The following is a 22153-nucleotide window of genomic DNA, read 5'->3' as shown; positions in this document are numbered from 1 at the left end:
GGTCCGCGCACCCGGTGCGCTCACACCCGGTCGAAGGGCTCCGCGTACGCGAAGCGTCCGCGGAGGGCCGCGTCGTGTGCGGCGAGGGGCCGGACCTGGAAGTGGGCACCCCACCGCGGATCGGGCGGGTCGATGCCGTGCTCGGTCGCGGGACGGAAGCCGAACCTGCCGTAGTAGGCGGGGTCCCCGAGCAGCGCCACCAGCGGTTCGCCCTGCGCGTCGGCGGCGCCCAGCACGGCGTGCACGAGCGCGGAGCCCACCCCGGAACGCTGGTGCCTCGGGTGGACGCTCAGCGGCCCCAGGCCGAGCACGGGGCGCCGGGCGACCTGCGCCCGGGTGCACACCACGTGGCCCGTCACGTCGCCCGACGGGGCGAGCGCGACCAGCGACAGCGCGGGCAGCCAGGCCGCGGACTCCCGCAGGGCGTCCAGCAGTGGCACCTCGGCCGGCAGCGGCGTGTCCGTCCGGTCGAACGCGGCGGTGGTCACGTCCCGCACGGCGCTCTCGTCGTCCGGTGTCTCGCGTCGGATCAGCACCCGGCCCAGTGTCCGGAAGCGGGGCGCGGCGGGCAACGCGTTTTCCGGCGTCAGACCCCCGGGGAGCGGCCCGGGGCCGGGGGTCCGGCCGGGTCACCTGCGGCGGCGCGGCGTGCGGCGTCGGGCCCGATCTCCACGAGGATCTCCTCCTCGTCGTCCCCCTCGGCCGACACCTCGGCGGTCGGCACGAAGCCCAGCGAGACGTACAGTTCCCGCGCGGCGGAGTTGGACCGCTGGTAGGTCATCCGGATCGCCCAGCAGCCCTCCTGCTCCGCGAGCCATCCCAGCAGCGTGCGCAGCAGGGCCCTGCCGATTCCCCTGCCCTGCTCGGAGCGGTCGACGAGGATGCCGCCCACCCAGTGCGAACCGTCCTCGTCCCGGCCCCACATCACGTGGCCGACGACGGTGTCGTCCGCGTAGACGCCGAGGGAGCGCCACGGGCCCTCGTACACCGACAGCAGCAGGTAGCGCGCCGCCAGGGCGGCGACGTACCCGCGCTGCTCGTCGAACGGGGCGACGTCCGCGACGGCGCGCCAATTCTCCTCACCCACCTCCCGCAGGGTGATGCGCCGTCCGGCCCGGTCGGAGAGTCCTTGGTCGATCACCCCAGCAGCCTATGCGGCGGCGGGTGAGCCTTCCACGCCGATACCGCGCCCCTTCCGTGTGCTCTCCCCGAAACCCGGTCCGAGGCGGCACGCTGGGGTCATGGCAGCAGCAGACGCAGCAGGCACCCCGGGCAGGGCGGACACCGCGACCGACGCGGCCGGTACCGAGCGGGCACTCCGCGCGGAGGTGCGGGGCGAGGTGGAGTTCGACGCCGCGGACCGTGCCCTGTTCACCATGGACGCCTCCAACTACCGGCGCATCCCGCTGGGGATCGTCGCGCCCCGGGACGCGGACGACATCGCGGCGACCCTGGCGGTGTGCCGGGAACGCGGCGTGCCCGTCGTCGCCCGAGGCGCCGGCACCTCCATCGCCGGGCAGGCCACCGGCCTGGGAGTCGTACTGGACTTCACCCGCCACATGAACGCCGTACGGGCCCTCGACCCCGGTTCGCGGACCGCGCTGGTGCAGCCCGGCGTGATCCTCGACGACCTGCGCGGGAAGGCCGCCGCGTACGGGCTCACCTTCGGCCCCGATCCCTCCACCCACAGCCGCTGCACCCTCGGCGGCATGATCGGCAACAACTCGTGCGGCTCCCATTCCGTCGCCTGGGGCACCACCGCCGACAACGTGCGCGAACTGGAGGTGCTCACGCACGGCGGCGAACGGGCCCTCCTCGGCCCCGGCGGCGAGGGGGTGCCGCGGCAGCTGCGCGACGCCGTCCGCGCCCTCGTCGACGGCAACCTGGCCCGGCTGCGCACCGGTTTCCCCGCCCTGCCGCGGCGCATCTCCGGCTACGCGCTCGACGCGCTCCTGCCGGAGAAGCACCAGGACTGGGCCCGCGCCTTCACCGGCAGCGAAGGGACGCTGGGCGTGCTCACCGAGGCGACGGTGGAACTCGTCCCCGCACCCGCCGCGCGCGCCCTCGCTGTCCTCGGGTACGCCGACGAGTCCGCGGCGGCCGAGTCGGCGGCCGCGCTGCTCCCGTACCGGCCCCTCACCGTCGAAGGCATGGCCCACGACCTCGTCTCGGACACCGCCCGCGCCTCCCTGCCGCGCGGTGCCGCCTGGCTGTTCGTCGAGACCGGCGGCGGCGATCCCGCCGAGGCCGCCGCCCGTGCCGAGGAGATCTGCCGGGCCGCGGCCGACGGCACCACGGACCACAGCGTGCTCGTCGACCCGGCCGACCAGCGGGCCCTGTGGCGGGTGCGGGAGGACGCCTCCGGCACGGCCACCCGTCTCCCCGGCGGCGGCGAGGCGTGGCCCGGCTGGGAGGACTGCGCGGTGCCGCCCGAGCGGCTCGGCGCGTATCTGCGGGACTTCCGGGCGCTGCTGCGCGAACACGGCCTCCGGGGCCTGCCGTACGGGCACTTCGGCGACGGCTGCATCCACGTCCGCATCGACTTCGACCTCCTGGGCACGGACGGCATCCGGCGGTTCCGCGCCTTCTCCCACGACCTCGCCGACATCGTGGTGGCGCACGGCGGTTCGCTGTCCGGGGAGCACGGCGACGGGCAGGCGCGGGCGGAGCTGCTGCCGCGGATGTACGGGCAGGAGATGGTCGACCTCTTCCACCGCTTCAAGGACCTCTGGGACCCGCACAACGGCCTCAACCCCGGAGTTCTGGCCCGCCCGGACCGGATCGACGAGAACCTGCGCTTCGCGTCGCTGCCGCGCGAGCCGGTCGACGTGGAGTTCGGCTACCCGCACGACGGGGGCGACTTCTCCGCCGCGGTCCGCCGCTGCGTGGGTGTCGCCAAATGCCGCAACACGACGGCCGGAGCGGGCGTGATGTGCCCCTCGTTCCGCGCCACGGGCGAGGAGCAGCACTCCACGCGGGGTCGTGCGCGGCTGCTGCACGAGATGCTCGCGGGCGAGGTGGTCACCGACGGGTGGCAGTCCGAGGAGGTCCACGAGGCGCTGGACCTCTGCCTGTCCTGCAAGGGCTGCCGCAGCGACTGCCCGGTCGGCGTCGACATGGCGACCTACAAGGCGGAGTTCCTGCACCACCACTACGAGGGCCGTCGCCGTCCGGCAGCCCACTACTCCATGGGGCGCCTGCCGCAGTGGCTGCGTCTGCTGGACGCCACCCGGGCCGCCCCGCTCGTCAACGCGGCCGCGGGCGTGGCTCCGCTGGCGCGGCTCGCGGCGCGCCTGGGCGGACTCGCCCCCGAACGGCCGCTGCCCGCGCTGCCCTCCGGTTCGTTCCGCCGCTGGTGGCGGCAGCAGCCGGGCCGCGGCATGCGCGAACAGGGCCGGGGGCAGCGGGTGGTGCTGTGGCCGGACACCTTCACCGACCACCTCTCCCCGGAGGCCGGAAAGGCCGCGGTGCGGGTGCTGCGGGACGCGGGACTGCGGATCACCGTGCCGCCGCGGCAGGTGTGCTGCGGATTGACGTACGTCTCCACCGGACAGCTCGACGCGGCCCGCGCGGTGATGCGCCGGACCCTGGACCGCGTCGAGCCCGCGCTCGACGCCGGGCTGCCGATCGCGGTGCTGGAACCGCCGTGCGCGGCGGCGCTGCGGACCGACCTTCCCGAACTGCTCGGCGACGACCCGCGCACCGCGCGGCTCGCCGCGTCCGTACGGACCTTCGCGCAGACCCTCCAGGAGTACGCGCCCGACTGGGAACCGCCGCGCCTCGACCGCCCGGTGGCCGGCCAGACCCACTGCCACCAGCACGCCGTGCTCGGCGACGCGGCGGAGCGGCGGCTGCGGGAACGGGCAGGCCTGACGGGCGAACTGAGCGGGGGCTGCTGCGGCCTGGCCGGGAACTTCGGGTTCGAGGCGGGCCACTACGAGGTGTCGGTGGCCTGTGCCGAGGACCAGTTGCTGCCGTCCGTCCGCGCCGCCGTGGAGGCCGACCCGCGGACGGAGGTGCTGGCCGACGGCTACTCCTGCCGCACCCAGCTCGCCCAGCTGGACGACGGCCGGCCGAGTCGCCACCTGGCCGAGGTGCTCGCGGAGGGGCTGGACCGCCGGGGGTGACGCGCCCCGCCCGCTGTCCGCGCCGGCCGCGGACGGCGGGCCCGGCCCGACCACCGGGGGCGGGGGCGCCGGAGCGGCTCTCCCGCTCCGGCGCGTGGCGTCAGCCGGAGGCCTTGCCGTATCCGGGCACGTCCTGCGGCCCGCGCGGGCCGGGACCCACGTAGCGTGCCGCCGGGCGCACCAGCCGGCCCGTGCGCTTCTGCTCCAGGATGTGCGCCGACCATCCGGCGGTCCGTGCGCAGGTGAACATCGAGGTGAACATGTGCGCGGGCACCTCGGCGAAGTCGAGCACGATCGCGGCCCAGAACTCCACGTTGGTCTCCAGCACCCGGTCCGGGCGCCGGTTCCGCAGTTCCTCCAGGGCGGCCCTCTCCAGGGCCTCCGCGACCTCGTACCGGGGTGCGGCCAGCTCCTTCGCGGTCCGCCGCAGCACCCGCGCCCGCGGGTCCTCGGCACGGTAGACGCGGTGCCCGAAGCCCATGAGCCGCTCGCCGTTGTCGAGCTGCTGCTTCACGTAGCCGGCGGCGTCCCCGGTCCGCTCGATCTCCTCGATCATGCCGAGTACCCGCGAGGGCGCGCCGCCGTGCAGCGGTCCCGACATGGCACCCACCGCTCCGGACAGGGCGGCCGCGACGTCCGCGCCGGTGGAGGCGATCACCCGGGAGGTGAAGGTGGAGGCGTTCATGCCGTGCTCGGCCGCGGACGTCCAGTAGGCGTCGACCGCCGCCACGTGCTTCGGGTCGGGCTCGCCCCGCCAGCGCTTCATGAAGCGCTCGACGACGGTCTCGGCCTTGTCGATCTCCTTCTGCGGCACCATGGGCAGGCCCTGCCCGCGGGCGGACTGCGCGACGTAGGAGAGGGCCATGACCGCCGCGCGCGCCAGGTCGTCGCGGGCCTGCTGCGCGTCGATGTCCAGCAGCGGCTTCAGGCCCCACACGGGCGCCAGCATGGCCAGCGCGGACTGTACGTCGACGCGGATGTCACCGGAGTGGACCGGGATCGGGAACGGCTCGGCGGGCGGCAGGCCGGGGGCGAAGTCGTCGTCGACGAGCAGCCCCCAGACGTTCCCGAAGGTCACATGCCCCACCAGGTCCTCGATGTCCACCCCGCGGTAGCGGAGCGAACCGCCTTCCTTGTCGGGTTCGGCGATCTCCGTCTCGAACGCGACGACTCCTTCGAGTCCCGGTACGAAGTCGGACATCAGGCGGCTCCTCGTGGTCGTGCCGGCGGGTGGCGCCGGGTGGGTCGACGGCGGCTGCTGACCTGGCGTGATGCGTGCGGGTCCCGGGGGCCGTTCGGGCTCCGTGGTGCTGTCCGGCCCGGACGGTTCCGGGATGCCGGGCTGCGGACCTCCCGCGTCACTCGGTGGTGCCCCGTGCCGCCGGAGGTCAGACCCGTACGGCCGGGCGGCACACCCGGCGTGTTGTGGACGTGTTGTGGAAGGGCCACAGTATGCCGCGGAGCGATTTTGAGGGTTCCGACCATGCGAGGGGAAGGGTGAGAAGCGGCACACTGCTCGATCATCGATCAGATGCTTGACCGCGGCAACGCAGGGGAAGGTATGAGCGCCCCGCCACGTCCGGCATGGCGCGTCGCGTGCCGGCCCCGCGGAGAGGACGCCGCATGCCGGGGGAGCCGATGGGACAGGATGGACGGGTGTCACACGCCGACGACGCGCAGGCCCGCCTCCGCGCCCATGCCGGGCGCCCCACCCTCGACCCCGCCGCCATGCGGGCCCGCTACCGGGCCGAGGGCCTGGTGGAGGCGGACCTCGCCCCCGATCCGATCGAGCAGTTCGCGCGCTGGTTCGAGCAGGCGGCAGCCGGCGGGCTCCACGAGCCCAACGCCATGGTCCTCTCCACCGCCGACGCCACCGGCCGACCGGCATCGCGCACCGTGCTCCTGAAGAAGTTCGACCCCCGGGGTTTCGTCTTCTTCACCCAGCACGGCTCGCGCAAGGGACGGGAGATCGCCGAGAACCCCAGGGTGTCGCTGCTCTTCCCGTGGCACCCGCTCGCCCGCCAGGTCGTCGTCGGCGGCAGTGCGGCACGGATCGGCCGGGACGAGACGGCCGCGTACTTCCGCACCCGGCCGCACGGGTCGCAGCTCGGCGCCTGGGCGAGCGACCAGTCCGCGACCCTCGCCTCCCGGGAGGAACTGGACCGGCGCTTCGCCGACCTGGCCGCCCGCTACCCCGAGGACCAGGACGTGCCCGTGCCGCCGCACTGGGGCGGCTACCGGGTTGTCCCGGAGACGGTCGAGTTCTGGCAGGGTCGCGAGAACCGGCTCCACGACCGTCTGCGGTACCGCGCCGCGGACCGCGGCTGGACCGTCGAGCGACTCTGCCCCTGAGGGCCGGCAGCTTCGGATACGACGCAGAACGGCCCGCGGGCGACTCCCTCCGCGAGAGCGGAGGGCGCCGGTCGGACGAGTCCGACGAGCCCGCGGGCCGGGTGACTGCTGGGAATGGGCCGGCGGAGCCGGCGTCACGCTGTGACGTGCGGCTCCCTAGGCCGCAGCCACCTCACGCGTCCGGGTTTCACTCATCGACCGAACCACCTCCCTTCTCGTGTACCTCACACGCTAGGCACGCCGCCGGGGGGCGGCAAGGGAATTTCGGGCGCACAACGATTTCCCGCGAACCGGTGTGTCGACCGCCGCATGTGGAGTTGAATGATCTCAGCGTGCCGCAGTGTCGCAGCAGGCAGCGTCCAGCTGGGGGTGCCAGGTGTCCGCACAGTCAGAGACCCACTCCGACCGGGCCGCTCCGGACGGCGGAGGGCCCGCGGGCGACGCGCGCGCCGACCCCCGTGCCGCCGGGGAGAGCGCCGCTGCCCCGTCCGGGAGTCCCCGGGGGAACACCGACGACGAACTGCTGCTGGCGGCCCTTCTCGACGGCATGGACACCGCCCTGTGCGCCTTCGACGCGGACGGCGCGGTCACCCATTGGAACCGCGAGGCCGAACGGATCCTCGGCTGGACGCGGGAGCAGGCCGTCGGCCGTCGCGGACTGTCCGGATGGGCCGTCCGGAACGCCGACGCCCCCGAGGTGGAGGCGCGGCTCCTGGAGGCGATGAAGACACCGGACCGGCAGGTCCACGACTTCCCGATGGTCACCAGCAGCGGGGGCCGCGTCCTGGTCCGCACCCAGCTGTCGGGTGTGACAGGACACGACGGAGCCCCCGCCGGCGTGTACTGCGCCTTCGGCGAGGTGCACGACCGGATCGACCTGGAGCGCTCCATCGCCCTCGGCGAGGCCCTCCTGACCGAGGCCCCCTGGGGAGTCGTCGTGGTCGACGCCGACCTGCGGCCCGTCGTCGCCAACGCCGGAGCGGCGAGAGCCCTGCGCGCGCCCTCGCGGGGAGCGGTCCTCGGCAGGCCGCTCGGAGAGCTCCTCGACCACGGGGCGGAGGAACTCGAGCACGCCCTGCAGCACGTGCTGGCGGAGGGGACGACGCCCGGTCCCGCCGAGATCTGGCTCGACCTGCGGCGGGGCGCGGCCGGAGGCGTCCCGGGAGAGGCTGTCGTCGGCGCCCGTGACGGCGAGGACGACCAGGGCACGCGGCGTTGCTGGCGCAGCACCTTCCTCCGCCTGACCTCGCCCCTGGCGGAGCAGCCGGTGCCGCTGGGCGTGGCCTGGTTCTTCCGGGACATCACCGACGAGAAGCGGTCCGCCCAGGACCTGGCGCGGCTCCGTTTCCGCGACAGCCAGCTGCACCGGGCGGCGCGCGCCGCCGCGGAGTGCGCCGACCCGATGGCGGCCGCCGCCGTGCACCTCGACTTCGCCCTCGCGGGATTCGCGGACCACGCCCTGCTCGACGTCGTCCCGGCCGGGACGTTCCCCGACGCCGCCCCGGTCAGGTTGCTGCGGGCCGCAGCCGCACCGTCCGGCGGCGACGCGCCCTCGGACCTGCCGCCGGTGGAGCCCGGGCTCGCCAGCGGCATCCCCGTCGGCTACGACGGGACGCACCCCGCGGTGCGCGCCCACGAGCGCGGCGGCACGGTCCGCACGAGCGTGGGAGGGGCGGCAGTGCAGGGCTGGGCGGAGGCCCGGAAGTGGCCACCGGGCACGGTGCACGGCCTCTGCGCGGTGCTCACCAGCCGGGGCAGGACGCTGGGGGTCGTCACCTTCCTGCGCGGGTCGGGCCGCCCCTGCTTCGACCGTGCGGACGCCTCGTACGCGGAGGACATCGCCGTCCGCATCGCGGCGGCCGTGGACCTGGCGCTGGCGCTCGCACGCTGAGCCGGGGACTGCTCGGGCGGGAGCCGTGGCGATCGGCTGTGCCGACGACCGCCGGGACTCGGAGGCGTCGGGTTGCGCGTCCGACCGCGTTGCGAGGTCTTCGTGAGGCCCGCGGGCACGGGCAGCATCTAGGAGTGGAAGACGTGCTCCCGGTGTTCCCGGAGCACGCGTGTGTTCCAGTCCTGGCCGCCGTCGACGTTGCCGGAGCGCAGCAGCGGCGGTTCGATGCCCCGGGCGGCCAGGTCGCCGACCGCCGCCGCCACCACGGCCTGCAGCAGGGCGCAGGCCACCACTGTCGAGGCGGGCGCGAACGGCGCCGGCACCCCGGGGTGCGCCAGCGTGGTGTCCCCCACGGGCACGCTGCTGTCGACCACCACGTCGCAGTGGTCCTTCAGGAAGGTTCCCGAGGCGTGCCGGGAGACGGTCTGCGCCGCGTACGCCGTCGACGTCACGCCGACGACCCGCAGGCCGCGTGCGCGGGCCCGTTCGGCCATCTCCACGGGCAGCGCGTTCCGTCCGGACAGCGAGACCACGACCAGGGCGTCCCCGGCGCGTGCGGGGGAGGCGTCCAGCACCGTGGCCGCCAGGCCCGGCAGCCGTTCCAGTCCGCCGCCCAGGGTGGCGGGGTGCACGTCGACGCCGACCGTTCCCGGTACGGCGAGCAGGTTCATCACGGCCAGGCCGCCGGCCCGGTGGACCACGTCCTGTGCGGCGAGGGAGGAGTGGCCCGCGCCGAAGGCGAACAGCCGGCCGTCCCGGGCGGCGGACTCCGCGAGCAGGCCGCCCGCCGCCGCGATGTTCTCCGCCTGCGTCTCGCCGACCCGGTGCAGCAGTTGGATCGCCGCGTCCAGGAAGTCGGTGGCTGTCGTGTTCCGGTCCACTCGGAGGCTCCTTCGCCCGCTCGTCCGGCGCATGCCGGTGGACCGTCCCACCGCGGGGCGGTCCGGCGCTCACGCTCGGCCCGGGGAGGGGCGGTGTCAACCGGTGCGCCCGGGCCGCTGCCGCCGCGGGAGGCTACGGCACCCGCGCGGTCGGGGTTGTCGGCACGATGGGTCAGAATTGGGGTCAGGGCCACCGCACGATCTGACGAGGGGCACGTATGTCCGGACTGATCGACACCACGGAGATGTACCTCCGCACGATCCTCGAACTGGAAGAGGAGGGCGTGGTCCCCATGCGGGCCCGCATCGCGGAGCGACTCGACCAGAGCGGCCCCACGGTGAGCCAGACGGTGGCCCGGATGGAGCGCGACGGGCTGGTCACGGTCGCGGGCGATCGGCATCTGGAGCTGACCGACGAGGGCCGTCGGCTGGCGCGGCGCGTGATGCGCAAGCACCGGCTCGCCGAGTGCCTGCTCGTCGACGTGATCGGGCTGGAGTGGGAGCAGGTGCATGCGGAGGCCTGTCGCTGGGAGCACGTCATGAGCGAGGCCGTGGAGCGGCGGGTGCTGGAGCTGCTGCGTCATCCGACGGAGTCGCCGTACGGCAACCCGATTCCCGGGTTGGAGGAGCTGGGGGACGAGGGCGGGACGGAATCCTTCCTCGACGACGGCATGGTGAGCCTGTCGGATCTGCACGCCGGCAGTGATGCCAAGACGGTCGTGGTCCGGCGCATCGGCGAACCCATCCAGATGGACGCCCAGCTGATGTACACGCTGCGGCGGGCGGGTGTGCAGCCCGGCGCGGTGGTCAGTGTGACGGCGGGGGCCGCCGGTGGTGTGCACGTGGCGAGCAGCGGGGAGTCGGCGGAGCTGGAGAGCGACATCGCCTCGCACGTGTTCGTCGCCAAGCGCTGACCGTCCGGCACGTTCACGGCGGCTCCGGACCGTCTTTTCGTTTCCTGCACTCGACTTGCCGGAAACCGCCCGTTCCCGATCGCAGCGTGTCACCCTGTCGTTACGCATGTCCGCGCGGCGTACGACGGAGCCGGTGGACGGAAGGGAATCCGGCCGATGCACCGAGGACCTCAGCGGGGTGTGGGTGCCGGGTGCGGGACGACGCGCCCGGTCGCAGTGAGGCGGGCCCCGGCGCCGATGGCCGGGGCCCGTCCCTCCCTGTGCCGCCGTCACGACCCGGAGCCCCGAGCCCCCAGGGTCGTGCGCCCTCCCGTTGAGGTTCTCCCCCTGCCGGCGTCGTTCGACACCGGCAGGGACTCACCCGAAAGAGGGGTCTTCGCGGAGAATCCCTCGCGTTCGAATGATAGTTCGATATTCTGCAGGTGCGGTCGGACGGAGTGGGGGTGCCAGGGCGCATGGTGAAACGCATCGACGTGGCGGGAGCGGACAAGGTCCGTCTCGCGGCATGGGAGTTCGCCGAGCCTGCGCGCCCGGAGCGGCCCGCCGCCGGAGCGGGGCAGGCCGTGCAGGAGCCGCAGGGCGTGCTGCTCCTGCACGGCCTGATGGGGCGTGCGGCCCACTGGGCGGACACCGCCCGCTGGCTCTCCGGCCGCTTCCGTGCCGTCGCGCTGGACCAGCGGGGCCACGGCCGCAGCGACGCCCCGCCCGACGCCTCCTACGAGCGGGAGGCCTACATCGCCGACGCCGAGGCCGCCGTCGAGCAACTGGGTCTGGCCCCGGTCGCCCTGGTGGGCCACGCGATGGGCGCGCTGACGGCCTGGCAGCTCGCCGCGCGCAGGCCGGACCTGGTCCGGGCCCTGGTCGTCTGCGACATGCGGGCCTCCGCCCTCGGCGAGAGTTCGCAGCGGGAATGGGAGGAGTGGTTCGCCGGTTGGCCGCTGCCCTTCGCGACACTCGCCGACGTCCGCAGGTGGTTCGGGGAGGACGACCCCTCGCTGGAGCGCCCCCGTGCGTCCCGCGGCGACTTCTTCGCCGAGGTCATGACCGAGGAGAAGGACGGCTGGCGCCCCGTCTTCTCCCTGGAGCAGATGCTCCGGGTGCGGGAGACCTGGGTCCACGACGCCCACTGGGACGAGCTGGCCCGGGTGCAGTGCCCGACTCTCGTCGTCCGGGGGCCGGACGGCACCCTCGGCCGCGCGGAGGCACAGGAGATGGTCCGGGTCCTGCCGCGGGGCATCTATGCCGAAGTGCCGGACGCCGGCCACCTCGTCCACTACGACCAGCCGGCCGGCTGGCGGCGTGTGGTCGAACCGTTCCTCCAGGCGGCGATGTCGGGGCGCGGCTGACCCGCCGCCCGGGCCGCGCGCTCCGCCCGCAGCCGTGGCGACGGGCGGAGCGCGCCGCAGCGTCCGGCGGCCGTCAGCCGCGGGACACGGCGGTGAGGATCTCCGGAAGGCGCTCCGCAGCGACGGGCGCGGTGAGGCGGAGCGAGAGGGCGCAGAGCCCGAAGCCGTAGGCCGCGCCCAGCGGCAGCAGCAGCCACAGGTAGCCGTGCAGCGCGCTCAGGTGCAGCCAGACCGTCAGCCCGATCAGCGGCGCACAGGCCAGCGCGCCGATCAGCATGCCGCCGAAGATGCTCAGGTAGGCGAGCGAACCCTGCCCCGGGGCGACGTTCTTGGCGCTGTTCTGCGGAATGGAGTACGGGAAGCGGGTCGAGGACCATGCACCCGTTGCGAGCAGGGCACCCAGCAGAGCGAGAGCCAGACCGAGCGCCTCCGGGAAGCGGTCCGGTGCGTCGAGCGCCACCGCCGACCCCGTGACGACCAGCAGCACGTAGGGCACACCCACCAGCGCGATGGCCAGCATGCGCGCGCGCAGCTCCACCTGTGCGTCGCGTGCCGAGGACGTCGAGGCGGCCACCAGCCAGAAGGCCGAGTGGTCCTGTCCGAACTGGTTGTACATCTGCAGCCCCAGCAGCCCCGCGGCGAAGCAGGAGTGGTACACCGTCCCGTTCCCCTGCACGGCGGCCACGACCGGCAGCAGGATGCCGATCCCCAGCGCGGAGGCCCAGCCGAGCTTGGTCTTGGGGTCGCGCCACGCGTACCGCAGCGTGCGGAGCATCACGGCGCCGGTGCGGCCCGCGGGCAGCAGGTCGGCGAGGAAACCGCCACCGCCGGCCCGGTCCCGCGTCGCGTCCCCCGAGGATGCCTGGAGCGTGGAGGAGTCCGGTGAGGTCATCAGACGGCTCAGGGTCCGCGCCCACCAGGACAGCAGCGCGGCCAGTGCCGCCACCGCGAGCAGCAGCTGTACGCCCGCGGTGCCGTACGCGCCCTCGGACGTGGACCGCACGGCCCCGATCGCGGACGACGGCGGCAGCCAGCGGAGTACGGCCGCCGCCGGCTCCAGCACGGCGAGTCCGCCGGGCCGGGACAACTGCTGGATGCCCAGATTGAGGAACTGCGCGCCGACGGCGAGCACGATGCCGCTCAGCAGTGCCAGATCGCGGCCCTTCCTGCTGGTCAGCAGCCGCACGTTGGCCGTCACGACGGCACGCGCCAGCGCCACGCAGGTCAGCAGGGCGAGCGGCGCGGCGACGACGGCGACGGCGACCGCCGCCGGCCCGTGCGCGAGGGCGACGACCGAGCCGGTGAGCAGCGTGACGGTGAACACCGGCCCGATGCCGAGCAGCGAGGCGGCGAGAAGGGCGACGACGAGCCGGCGGGGACGCAGCGGCAGCATCACCAGCCGGCTCGGATCCAGGGTCTCGTCCCCGGTGGGGACGAACAGCGGAACGACCGCCCAGCCCAGCGCGACGAGCGCCGCCAGCGGGACGACGACCGCCTCCGCGTACGGGTTGCCGCGCAGCAGCACCAGCCCGAGGAGCTGGGCCGCGGACAACAGCAGCGCCAGGACCAGCGACAGCACGAACGCGGTCGTCCGGCCGGTGGACTGGCGCAGGCCGTTGCGGAGCAGCGACAGCTTGAGGCGGAGGAACGTGGGAGTCAGGGACGGTGCGGGCGCGGTGGTGGCTGCCGTGGTCGTCACCGGTCACCACCGGCCGGAGCGCCGTCCGCCGCACGCATGCCGTCGTCCGCCCCGCCGCCGAGCCAGTCGAGGGAGTCCCCGGCGGCGCGGTCGCCCGCCCCGACGAGGCCGAGGAACGCCTCGTGCAGCGTGGGCGCGTCGCCGCGCACCTCCGCGAGCGGGCCGTGGGCGCGGAGCGTCCCCGCGGCCATCACCGCCACCCAATCGCAGAGCGACTCGACGAGTTCCATGACGTGGCTGGAGAAGACGACGGTCGCACCGGATTCGGTGTACCGCTCCAGCACGCCCCGGATGGTCTGGGCGGAGACCGGGTCCACCCCTTCGAACGGCTCGTCGAGGAACAGCACCTCCGGGTTGTGGAGCAGGGCGGCGGCCAGGCCGATCTTCTTGCGCATGCCCGTGGAGTAGTCGACGACCAGTTTGTGCTGGGCGTCCGCGAGCCCGAGGACCTCGAGGAGCTGGTCGGCGCGGTGTTCCACGTCCGCCGGGGCGAGGTTGCGGAGGGCGCCCAGATACGTGAGCAGTTCGCGGCCCGAGAGGCGTTCGAAGAGGCGCAGCCCCTCCGGGAGCACACCGATGCGGGACTTCACCGCGACCGGGTCGCGCCACACGTTGTGGCCGGCGATTTCCACGGTGCCGGAATCCGGTCGCAGCAGGCCGGTGATCATGGACAGTGTCGTCGTCTTCCCCGCGCCGTTCGGACCGACGAGGCCGACGAATCGTCCGGCCGGCACGTCGAGGTCGACACCCGCCACCGCGGCGTGGTCGCCGAAGTGCTTGCGCAGTGAACGGACGCGGACCGCGACCGGGCCACCCTCGCGGGAGCCGTCCGCCTCACCGGGCGCGGCACCGTGGTGCCCGGCGGCCAGTGGGTCCGGTCCCGCACCGCGAGGGCGGTCGCGGCGCGGCCCCGGCGCCGGTCCCCCGAACGTCGGGACGGTCCCGTCCCTGCCCTCGACGCCTTCCGGCGACTGCTGCCGGCTGTCTGCCATGCGTGCTCACCCCTTGTCCCCGTTCACGGTCGTGCGAGGCACCGGACCGTGCGGTCGCGGCCTCGCCCCGACCACCCTAGAAGTGCCGGGTCCGCGACTCGACCGCCGCGTCGGAAGCCGTTGTCCATGTGTGACACGGCGTCCGGGCCGGGCGGTGGGCGGGCGTGCCGCCTACCGGGCCCGTGCTGCTGCCGCTTCCCGGCCGCAGGCGTAGGCGAGGGCCGGGAGGATCTCCGCGGCATCGGGCAGCCACCGGTTCCCCGGCCCTGGTGGGCAGGCCCACTGGACCGATCCCCGCGTCCCGACACGCGTCGGCGGTGCCGGGACCCACCAGCCCTCGCCCCGCACGCCCATGTCGAGGGCGCCGGGCGACCAGCCCAGCGCCCGCACCAGCCCGGGGACCCTGGCCGCCGCACCGGGCTGCACGAAGAACTGCATGCGTCCGTCGGGGGAGAGGGTCACCGGCCCCCGGGGAAGGTCGAAGCGCCGCATGCGGGCCAGCGCAAGGAAACCGGCCGTGTCGGGGACGTCGAGCGCGTCGAAGGTGCGGCCGGTCGGCAGCAGCACGGAGGCGAGCGGCACCTTCGCCCAGAGCCGCCGCGCGGCACCGGCGCTGCTCGTCGCGTCGCTCGCCCACCCCTCGTCGAGGGGATGTGCGCCGGGAGCCCCGCACCTGGCGCGGCCGCAGCTGCACTGCGGTGTCGGGGAGCCGTCCACCGTCTCCAGCCAGGCACCGGGACAGACGTCCCAGTACCGCTCCTCGGTGTACCGGGCCGCGTGCTCGGCCATGTGCTCCGCCGGGACGTCGTGGCGCCGCGGAGCAGGGGGCGACGCCGCGGGAGGGGGAAAGGCAGGGGGAACCGCTGCTGAGGTGACTGCGATGGTCTTCTCCACGCACATCACAACGTCGCCGGTCGGCGGCGGTCACGGCCGGGGGCCGGGCCCCGGCGGTTCCCCGTCCGCCCGACGCGGCGTGACCTCGCACATGTCCGGACCGGCCGCGTGCTTGACGGAACCTCCGCCCTCCCGCGGGCCGGACGGTCGGGGACGATGCCGGACGCCGCGGAGACGGCGGCCGGCGCGGCGCGGACCATCCCGCACGCGTGCGTGGTCGCGACTGTGTGCGAACCGGTAGCGTGAGGCGACGGCTGCAACGGTCAGGTGGCAACGAGGAGTTCCGGTGACAGCGCACAACGGACCCGGGCAGGGCGACGACCTCCCCTACGAGGGCGTCGTGCTGCCGTCCCACGGCGAGTCGTGGACACCTGACCGGCAGCAGCAGGCGCACGGCGGAACGCCGCAACCGGCGGCGGGACAGCCCTGGGGCAGCCCCTGGGGCCCGGATGCCCCGCAGCCGCCCGCTGCCCCGCCGTCGCCGCCGCCCGCGGCGGCGTCCCCGACGTTCCCGCAGCAGCAGCCGTACTACGACGCGGCGCCTCCCGCCCCGGGCGCGCCGGTGCCGCCCGAGGCGCCCGCACCGCCACCCGTCCCGCCGGGCACCCCGCCGATGCCGTACGCGCCCCCGCCGTCCGCGGAGCAGCCCGACCGTCGTGACACCGGGACCGCCGGCCCGGGCGGGCCGCCCGGGCAGCTCCCCCCGCAGCAGCCGGCGCCGCCGCCCGGACCGGGGCCGATGCCCCCGTTCGACACCGGCGCGCCGGCCTTTCCGCCGCCGCCCGCGGACGCGCCGGCTCCCGGGGGCGCCGGTCCGTGGCCCGCTCCGCCACCCGCCGCCCCCGAGGCGGACGCGACCCAGATGCTGCCGCCGCAGTACGACACGGAGCCGGGATGGTCCGGGGCAGTGGGGCCTGCCGAGGCGGACGCCACGCAGATGCTGCCCCCGCAGCACGGCCCGGCCGACGCCGACGCGACGCAGATGCTGCCCCCGCAGTACGGTCCGGCCGATGCGACGCAGATGCTGCCCCCCGAGACGTCGCAGGGGATGCCGGGGTACGCCGGCACGGCAGCGGGGCCGCCGCCCGCCGCCGCTCCGTACGGCATACGTCCGGGAGCACCGGCCGACCGGCCCCCGCCGTCCGAGTTCGACAGCCTCTTCCGGGCCGATCCGGCAGTGGCCCCCGGCTACGGCGGGCGCGCCGCCGCCGGCAGCGCGCCCGGCGGCCCGGACCCGTCCCGTGCCGCCCGGGGCCGCAGCGATCGGGACGGCGGCGGCCGCGACGGCCGGGGCGGGCTCTCCCCGACGGTGCTGACCGCCATCGGCGTCGTCGTGGTGATGGTGCTGGGCCTCGGTGTCGGGGCACTGATCAGCGGCGGGGACGGCGAGCCGGAGAAGGACGCACCGACCCCGCCCGCCGCAGGCGGACAGCCGTCCGGGTCCGCACCGGCGGCGGACCGGGCCGAGGAGCAGGCGAAGCAGCTGAGCGCCCTGCTGGAGAAGAGCAACAACAGCCGCAACGCCGTGATCAGGGCCGTGCAGAACATCAAGTCCTGCCGGAAGCTCTCCCGCGCCGCGTCGGACCTGCGGGAAGCCGCGAGGGGCCGCAACAGTCTCGTGACCAGCCTGGCTGACCTGGAGCTCGGCGCCCTGCCCGACAGCGCGAAGCTCAACACCGCTCTGGCCCGGGCGTGGAAGGCCTCGGCGCGGGCCGACAACGCCTACGCCGACTGGGCCGACCAGGCCGCAGGGAAGAAAGGGTGCAAGAAGGGCGAGGCGCGGGTCACGCACCGGACGTCCGTCGGCAACCGCGCCAGCGGCGAGGCGACCGCCGCGAAGAAGCAGGCCGCGGAGCTGTGGAACCCGACCGCTCGGCAGTACGGACTCCCGGAGCGCCAGTACACCCAGCTCTGAAGTACACCCGGCTCCGGCTCCGGCTCCGGCCGCCGCCCCGCCTCCCGCCCGCGGGTTCCGTGTGCCCCGGACGTCGCCCGACTCATACGTCCGGGCCGCTCACCAGCTGCTTCCGCACGTCGACGAACCCGTCACCGACCTGCGTCAACCGTCCGTCCCGCACGCGCTGGAACGTGACCTTGGTGTTGACGATGCGCGGGAACTCAGCCGCCGCGAGCAGGTCCTCGAAGTGCCACCGCAGATCGGGCGTCAGGCCGCGGGTGGAGATCGCGGGACCGTTGTCCAGCTCGTGCTTCAGCGAACGTGCCGAGACCGGGGTGGCGCCGTCGATCCGCTCGAGCGCCGCGCGCAGCACCGTACAGGCGATCCAGGTCGTCCGGACTCCCGAGTCGTCGGTGTCGATCCGGTTGTCGCCGAAGGCGTGCTCGCGCACCACCCGGTGCATCCGGTCCCAGCGCGGATCGTCGGACGCCGGGTACCAGCCGGTGGCGTAGGTGCCCTCCAGAGGGCTGTTCCTGCCACCGGTGCTGTCCACCAGGTGCTGCCCGATGCTGCCCAGCACCGAGGCCCAGGTCACCTCTGAGGACTCGCTCCCCAGGCGGCGGAAGGAGTCGAAGAAGGTGTCGGTGCGCCCGCCCAGCACGGCGGAGACACACGGCTTGCCCGCGCCGGTCGCCGCGGCCGGGGCGGCGCCCTCGAGCGCCTTCTCCGCCTGGGGGCCGTACGACGTCGCGTCCTCGGGGGCCCGCACGTCCGTGGCGGGGGCGGCGGTCCCGTCGCCGTCGCTCAGGCCCGCGTCGAGCAGCGGAGGCAGCCGGTCCCCGGCGAGGGTGTCGGGACGGACCAGCGTCACGTCGGTGCATCCGGCGGCGGCGAGCTGCCGTCCGCTGCCGGCGGCCAGGGCCGCCAGTCCGCCGTGCACGGGGTACGACAGCGGGCTGTTGAACTCGTCCTCCGTCACGCCGAACCCTCCGATGTAGGGGATGTCGGCGCTCTCGAGAGGTGCGATGAAGGCCCGTCCGAACCGACTGTAGGAGCCGACGACCGCTACCACGCCCTCGTCGACGGCGCGTTCGGCGCAGGCGGTGGCTCCCGCGGCGGTGTTGTGCTCGTCGCAGGTGAGGACCTCGAGGCGGTGCCCGTCGACACCGCCGCCGGCGTTGACCCAGCGCCCGAACGCCTCGGCCATGGCCGGCATCCCCGCCATGCTGATCGCCCCGGTGTCCTGGGGCGCCCACGTCATCACCTTGATCGGCGCGTTCGCCCCGTCGCCCGGACCCGCCCCGCACCCGGACAGCAGCGGGGCGGCCACGGCGGCCACGGCCGCGACGACCGTGGTTCGGCGGAGGCCGTTCCGGAGCCGGGAACGGCTGCGGAGGTTGCGGGTCAGAGCGCTCATGGCACCGCACGATGCCGTCCGCTCGTAACCGCACGAGGGCCGCGCGCGAACACGCAGCCGCCTGAGGGTGAATTCCAGGGGGTGCTGGGGTGGGCTCCGCGGCGAAACGTAGGGTCGGTCGACATGCAGCACGTGCAGCAAGCTCCGGAGAAGTCTTCCCGCCGTGGCCGTCGGTCGACCACCATGGGCGGCATGCCCGTACATGACATGCCCTGGTGGCGCTGGCGCAGCAACGTGCGCTCCGCGCTGCACATGCTCTCCGACCCGGGGTTCCAGCAGGAGTGCTGGGCCACCGGACGTCCCGGCTACGGCGACGTCACCGACGCGGTCTACCGCCTCGTCGAGGACACCTGGCTGGACAACTGGTCCGCCGAGAAGTACGTCGGCACGATATTCCGCGACTCGCAGGAGGCCGCCCTGGTCGACACGGCGGTGCTGCGGGTGCTGCGGATCATGCACCAGGTGGGGGCGGACGCACCGGTCGGCGCCTACCTGGAGCACCACGGCTGGCAGGAGGCCGTGCGTGCGGCGCGCGAGGCGCATGTGCGGCTGACCGTCAACGACGGCGAGGACCCCGACGTGCCGCCGCAGTCCCTGGACGCTCTGGCACAGCTGCTGCGCGCGGTCTGACACCGGGTGCGCGGTGCCCGGCCCCGCCATCCTCGGAGGCACCGGGCCCGAGGGGTGGACAACGCCTCCCGGGCGGCAGCGGATGTGCCACTGTGGGCCCATGAACGCGTCTGAGCCCGACCAGTTCGTCCTCACCCTCTCCTGCCCGGACGCGAAGGGCATCGTCCATGCGGTGTCCAGCTATCTGTTCATGACCGGGTGCAACATCGAGGACAGCCGCCAGTTCGGCGACCACGACACCGGGCTGTTCTTCATGCGGGTGCACTTCTCCGCGGAACCGCCGGTGACACTGGAGAAGCTGCGGGCGAGCTTCGCCGCGGTGGGCGACTCGTTCCGGATGGACTGGCAGATCCACCTGGCCGAGGAACGCATGCGGATCGTGCTGATGGTGAGCCGCTTCGGGCACTGCCTCAACGACCTGCTGTTCCGGGCACGCATCGGCGCGCTTCCCGTCGAGATCGCCGCGGTCGTCTCCAACCACACGGACTTCGCCGAGCTCGCCGCCTCCTACGACGTGCCGTTCCACCACATTCCGGTCACCCCGGAGACCAAGACGCAGGCGGAGACCGAACTGCTGCGGATCGTGGAGCGGGAGGAGGTCGAACTGGTGGTCCTCGCCCGCTACATGCAGGTGCTCTCCGACGACCTGTGCAAGGCGCTCTCCGGGCGGATCATCAACATCCACCATTCGTTCCTGCCCAGCTTCAAGGGGGCGAAGCCCTACCACCAGGCGCACGCCCGGGGCGTGAAGCTGATCGGTGCCACCGCCCACTACGTGACGGCCGACCTCGACGAGGGGCCGATCATCGAGCAGGAGGTGGAGCGGGTCGGCCACGAGGCGGGACCGGAGGCGCTGGTCGCCGTCGGCCGGGACGTGGAGTGCCAGGCGCTGGCACGGGCGGTGAAGTGGCACAGCGAGCACCGGGTGCTGCTCAACGGGCACCGCACGGTCGTGTTCGCCTGACCTCCGCAGGCCCCGCCCGCCCCGGCAGCCTCCGGAGCCCGTCCGGGGCCCGGAGTGTCAGAGCCGTGACAGCGAGGCCGTGGCGAAGAGGACGTCGCGGACCGCCTCCCGGTCGCCGTCCTGCCCCGCCGCCGCTTCCGCCGGTGGGATGTGCCCCGCCGCCAGCCGGCAGAACTCCCTCTCGTCCAGCGCGACGTGAGCCACGGTGTTCTCGGCGGAGGCCGCGGCGCCCGGCGAGTCCAGCGGCACGTACCAGTCTCCGCCTCCCGGCCCCTCGACCTCCAGGTGCAGCGTGCGGCCAGGTGCTCCGGCCGCGGTCAGTGCGCGGGGCGGTGCTGCCAGGCCTTTCCGGCGGCGCGCGGCCAGGGCGTCCGGCAGCAGCCGCACCGCCAGATCCAGCATCTGCTCCAGATGCGGTGCTGCGGGGAGTTCGTAGGGGTAGTCCACCGCGTCGGCGATGTCGCCCGCGTGCACCCAGCACTCGAAGGCGCGCTCCAGGAAGGAGTCCCGCAGCGGGAGCTCGAACCCTCCGTAGGGGACGGGCAGTTCCGGTGTCCGATCGCCTCCGAACGGCACCGTGCGGATCAGGGCGTGCCGCTGGTCGCGCCAGGCCTCCCGCACGCGGTCGCCCAGCGCCCGGGACCGCCAGGCCGCCTCGGTGCGCGCGGTGGGGTCGGACACCGCGCTCTCCTCGGGCCGCGCGTCGGCCGGCAGCGGATCCGGTAGTCCGAGCACGACGGCGAGGCTGCCGTCGACGGCCAGCAGATGCTCCAGCACGCCCCACACCGTGGTGGTGCGGTGGGTGTGCTCGCGGCCGTCGAACCAGCGCAACCGCACCGGGGTGCGCCACTCCTCCTCGGCCATGTCGTGGAGCAGCGCGTCCAGGCGGGCGGTCTCCGCGTCGTAGGGAGCCGCCCAGACCGGGACGGAGATCCGTGCCGGACGCTGTGCCAGACAGTTGTCCAGCACCTCGGAGCGCAGCATCGGGTCGAGGTCGAGGCCGTCCTCGGGATGCAGCAGGCCGACGGCGTCCCGCAGCCGCAGTGCCTCGTCCGCGCACCGGGCGCAGTGTGTCAGGTGCTCCTCGACCGCCCCGGTCTCCCCGGTCGAGCAGGCGGCCAGGGCCCAGGCGCCGAGCAGGGACTTGAGTACGTCGTGGCTGTATTCCGGCGGTCGTGCCGCACCCTCCCGGCGGCCCGCCGGGATGCCGGGAGTGCCGGAGCCGGAGGTGCGGAGGCCCGGCGCCCCGGCCGGAGGGCCGTCCCGGTCCTCGTCAGGGGGCGGTGGAAGCGTGGGCGGCGGCCACGCGCCGTCCTCGGCCGCGTCGCGCGGCGGCGGTATGCGCGGCACACCGCCGCTCGGTGTGTCGTCCTGCGGACGGTCCGGACCGCTCATCCCGCGCGCCCCAGGCCCGAGGCGGGACCCGGCGCACCGGGCGGCGGGCCGACCGGGGGTGCGGGCGAAGCGCCGGGCAGGCTCCGGGCGGCGGCCGAGGAGAGCAGCTGCAGCCCCAGGCGCAGTCTGCGGCGGGCCTCGTCCTCGGTGACGCCGAGATGTTCGGCGGTCTGCCGGTAGTCGCGGCGCTGGAAGTAGGCCTGCTCCAGGGCGGCGCGCAGCGAGGTGGGCATGGAGGCGACGATGTAGTCCGCCCGGGCTGCTGCGGAGGCGGCGCGCACCTTCTCCTCGGCCTGCTCGGGACTGCAGTCCGTCTGACGTTCGCGCAGCACACGGGCGGAGAGTCGCTGTGTCACCGCGGCAATCCAGGAACGCAGCGAGCCGTTGTGCGGGGTCCACTCCTCGGGGTGCTCCCAGAGGTGGAGGAACACCTCGCGCGTCGCCCGGTCGGCGGCCGCGTCGTCGCCGAGGACGCGGTGCGCCAGGCCGTGCACGAGGGCGGCGAAACGGTCGTACAGCTCGCCGAGGGCGGCGGCCTCTCCCCGCGCCAGCCGCTGCTGCATCTTCCGGTCCCAGCGCGGTGGTGTGTCCTCTGCCATGGTGGCTCCTGCTTCCGTGCCGCCCGTCCCGTCTGTGCCGTGTCGTTGCCCCGGCCCGCACCCGTGCGTCCGTACCCCTCGAATGTAGTGCGGGACGCTGACAACGTATCCCCCTCGACGGCAAAGTGCGCCGTGTATTGATTGCCGATCGTGGT

The 22153-nt window shown here is 74.4% G+C and carries 18 protein-coding genes; 8 read left to right on the top strand and 10 right to left on the bottom strand.

Annotated elements, in window-relative coordinates; translation table 11 throughout:
* Window positions 1-20: 20 nt before the first annotated feature.
* Together ACL06G_RS04090 and ACL06G_RS04085 are read right to left on the bottom strand one after the other, a co-directional pair.
* Entirely contained in the window at window positions 21-536 is a 516-nt protein-coding gene (locus ACL06G_RS04090) for a GNAT family N-acetyltransferase (RefSeq protein WP_412786787.1), read from the bottom strand.
* 50 nt (window positions 537-586) lie between these two features.
* A complete protein-coding gene (locus ACL06G_RS04085; protein WP_412786786.1) occupies window positions 587-1141 on the bottom strand; it encodes a GNAT family N-acetyltransferase in 555 nt (184 codons plus the stop codon).
* 100 nt (window positions 1142-1241) lie between these two features.
* Between ACL06G_RS04085 and ACL06G_RS04080 the strand changes: the two genes are divergently transcribed.
* On the top strand, window positions 1242-4127 hold the full coding sequence (locus ACL06G_RS04080; RefSeq protein ID WP_412835432.1) for an FAD-binding and (Fe-S)-binding domain-containing protein: 2886 nt from the start codon (window positions 1242-1244) through the stop codon (window positions 4125-4127).
* Window positions 4128-4227: 100 nt separating this feature from the next.
* Here the strand turns inward: ACL06G_RS04080 and ACL06G_RS04075 are convergent, their stop codons facing one another.
* Entirely contained in the window at window positions 4228-5328 is a 1101-nt protein-coding gene (locus ACL06G_RS04075; protein ID WP_412786784.1) for a citrate synthase 2, read from the bottom strand.
* A 437-nt stretch (window positions 5329-5765) separates the two neighbouring features.
* Here ACL06G_RS04075 and pdxH point away from each other — a divergent pair, with 437 nt between their 5' ends.
* Window positions 5766-6479: a pyridoxamine 5'-phosphate oxidase gene (pdxH, locus tag ACL06G_RS04070; RefSeq protein ID WP_412786783.1), complete on the top strand. Its 714-nt coding sequence runs from the start codon at window positions 5766-5768 to the stop codon at window positions 6477-6479.
* 376 nt (window positions 6480-6855) lie between these two features.
* Window positions 6856-8370: a PAS domain-containing protein gene (locus ACL06G_RS04065; RefSeq protein WP_412786782.1), complete on the top strand. Its 1515-nt coding sequence runs from the start codon at window positions 6856-6858 to the stop codon at window positions 8368-8370.
* Between the two features lie 128 nt (window positions 8371-8498).
* Here ACL06G_RS04065 and ACL06G_RS04060 read toward each other — a convergent pair whose 3' ends face one another.
* On the bottom strand, window positions 8499-9284 hold the full coding sequence (locus tag ACL06G_RS04060) for a sugar isomerase domain-containing protein (RefSeq protein ID WP_412786781.1): 786 nt from the start codon (window positions 9282-9284) through the stop codon (window positions 8499-8501).
* 185 nt (window positions 9285-9469) lie between these two features.
* Between ACL06G_RS04060 and ACL06G_RS04055 the strand changes: the two genes are divergently transcribed.
* Window positions 9470-10165 (top strand): iron-dependent transcriptional repressor DtxR, encoded by a 696-nt coding sequence (locus ACL06G_RS04055; protein ID WP_412786780.1) that lies wholly within the window; start codon window positions 9470-9472, stop codon window positions 10163-10165.
* Window positions 10166-10620: 455 nt separating this feature from the next.
* The gene (locus ACL06G_RS04050; protein ID WP_412786779.1) at window positions 10621-11511 is read left to right on the top strand and encodes an alpha/beta fold hydrolase; all 891 of its coding nucleotides are present in this window, start codon (window positions 10621-10623) and stop codon (window positions 11509-11511) included.
* A gap of 73 nt (window positions 11512-11584) precedes the next feature.
* On the opposite strand, the gene ACL06G_RS04045 is transcribed toward ACL06G_RS04050, so the two are convergent.
* The 3 genes from ACL06G_RS04045 to ACL06G_RS04035 all read right to left on the bottom strand — a co-directional run bounded on the left by ACL06G_RS04045 (window position 11585) and on the right by ACL06G_RS04035 (window position 14991).
* Window positions 11585-13210, bottom strand: coding sequence for a transporter (locus tag ACL06G_RS04045; protein WP_412786778.1), 1626 nt, complete (start codon window positions 13208-13210; stop codon window positions 11585-11587).
* Window positions 13207-14202 carry an ABC transporter ATP-binding protein gene (locus ACL06G_RS04040; protein WP_412786777.1) on the bottom strand — a complete coding sequence of 332 codons (996 nt, stop codon included), beginning with the start codon at window positions 14200-14202 and terminating at the stop codon, window positions 13207-13209. The genes ACL06G_RS04045 and ACL06G_RS04040 overlap by 4 nt, the downstream gene beginning before the upstream one ends.
* Window positions 14203-14373: 171 nt before the next feature.
* Window positions 14374-14991, bottom strand: a complete 618-nt coding sequence (locus tag ACL06G_RS04035; RefSeq protein WP_412786776.1) for a bifunctional DNA primase/polymerase — start codon at window positions 14989-14991, stop codon at window positions 14374-14376.
* A gap of 391 nt (window positions 14992-15382) precedes the next feature.
* Here ACL06G_RS04035 and ACL06G_RS04030 point away from each other — a divergent pair, with 391 nt between their 5' ends.
* Window positions 15383-17011 (top strand): hypothetical protein, encoded by a 1629-nt coding sequence (locus tag ACL06G_RS04030; RefSeq protein ID WP_412786775.1) that lies wholly within the window; start codon window positions 15383-15385, stop codon window positions 17009-17011.
* A gap of 82 nt (window positions 17012-17093) precedes the next feature.
* Here the strand turns inward: ACL06G_RS04030 and ACL06G_RS04025 are convergent, their stop codons facing one another.
* The gene (locus ACL06G_RS04025; protein WP_412786774.1) at window positions 17094-18410 is read right to left on the bottom strand and encodes an ABC transporter substrate-binding protein; all 1317 of its coding nucleotides are present in this window, start codon (window positions 18408-18410) and stop codon (window positions 17094-17096) included.
* A 123-nt stretch (window positions 18411-18533) separates the two neighbouring features.
* On the opposite strand from ACL06G_RS04025, the gene ACL06G_RS04020 reads away from it, so the two are divergent.
* Window positions 18534-19040 carry an SCO4402 family protein gene (locus ACL06G_RS04020; protein WP_412786773.1) on the top strand — a complete coding sequence of 169 codons (507 nt, stop codon included), beginning with the start codon at window positions 18534-18536 and terminating at the stop codon, window positions 19038-19040.
* 100 nt (window positions 19041-19140) lie between these two features.
* Entirely contained in the window at window positions 19141-20004 is an 864-nt protein-coding gene (purU, locus tag ACL06G_RS04015; RefSeq protein ID WP_412786772.1) for a formyltetrahydrofolate deformylase, read from the top strand.
* Window positions 20005-20061: 57 nt separating this feature from the next.
* On the opposite strand, the gene ACL06G_RS04010 is transcribed toward purU, so the two are convergent.
* Both ACL06G_RS04010 and ACL06G_RS04005 read right to left on the bottom strand, forming a co-directional pair.
* Entirely contained in the window at window positions 20062-21399 is a 1338-nt protein-coding gene (locus tag ACL06G_RS04010; RefSeq protein WP_412786771.1) for a maleylpyruvate isomerase mycothiol-dependent enzyme family protein, read from the bottom strand.
* Window positions 21396-21998: a sigma-70 family RNA polymerase sigma factor gene (locus ACL06G_RS04005; protein ID WP_412786770.1), complete on the bottom strand. Its 603-nt coding sequence runs from the start codon at window positions 21996-21998 to the stop codon at window positions 21396-21398. Before ACL06G_RS04005 ends, ACL06G_RS04010 begins: the two co-directional genes overlap by 4 nt.
* Window positions 21999-22153: the final 155 nt, after the last annotated feature.

The organism is Streptomyces callyspongiae, from assembly GCF_047200695.1.
In the GTDB taxonomy this organism is placed as follows: domain Bacteria; phylum Actinomycetota; class Actinomycetes; order Streptomycetales; family Streptomycetaceae; genus Streptomyces.
The sequence above is the reverse complement of the archived record's forward strand: the minus strand, read 5'-3'. Positions and strand labels throughout refer to the sequence as shown.

Coding starts and splice junctions, on each gene's coding strand:
- purU (WP_412786772.1), top strand. CDS start 19,141: ATGAACGCGTCTGAGCCCGACCAGTTCGTCCTCACCCTCTCCTGCCCG.
- ACL06G_RS04060 (WP_412786781.1), bottom strand. CDS start 9,284: ATGCGCCGGACGAGCGGGCGAAGGAGCCTCCGAGTGGACCGGAACACG.
- ACL06G_RS04010 (WP_412786771.1), bottom strand. CDS start 21,399: ATGAGCGGTCCGGACCGTCCGCAGGACGACACACCGAGCGGCGGTGTG.
- pdxH (WP_412786783.1), top strand. CDS start 5,766: ATGGGACAGGATGGACGGGTGTCACACGCCGACGACGCGCAGGCCCGC.
- ACL06G_RS04025 (WP_412786774.1), bottom strand. CDS start 18,410: ATGAGCGCTCTGACCCGCAACCTCCGCAGCCGTTCCCGGCTCCGGAAC.
- ACL06G_RS04035 (WP_412786776.1), bottom strand. CDS start 14,991: ATGGCCGAGCACGCGGCCCGGTACACCGAGGAGCGGTACTGGGACGTC.
- ACL06G_RS04080 (WP_412835432.1), top strand. CDS start 1,242: ATGGCAGCAGCAGACGCAGCAGGCACCCCGGGCAGGGCGGACACCGCG.
- ACL06G_RS04020 (WP_412786773.1), top strand. CDS start 18,534: ATGCAGCACGTGCAGCAAGCTCCGGAGAAGTCTTCCCGCCGTGGCCGT.
- ACL06G_RS04075 (WP_412786784.1), bottom strand. CDS start 5,328: ATGTCCGACTTCGTACCGGGACTCGAAGGAGTCGTCGCGTTCGAGACG.
- ACL06G_RS04050 (WP_412786779.1), top strand. CDS start 10,621: ATGGTGAAACGCATCGACGTGGCGGGAGCGGACAAGGTCCGTCTCGCG.
- ACL06G_RS04005 (WP_412786770.1), bottom strand. CDS start 21,998: ATGGCAGAGGACACACCACCGCGCTGGGACCGGAAGATGCAGCAGCGG.
- ACL06G_RS04055 (WP_412786780.1), top strand. CDS start 9,470: ATGTCCGGACTGATCGACACCACGGAGATGTACCTCCGCACGATCCTC.
- ACL06G_RS04040 (WP_412786777.1), bottom strand. CDS start 14,202: ATGGCAGACAGCCGGCAGCAGTCGCCGGAAGGCGTCGAGGGCAGGGAC.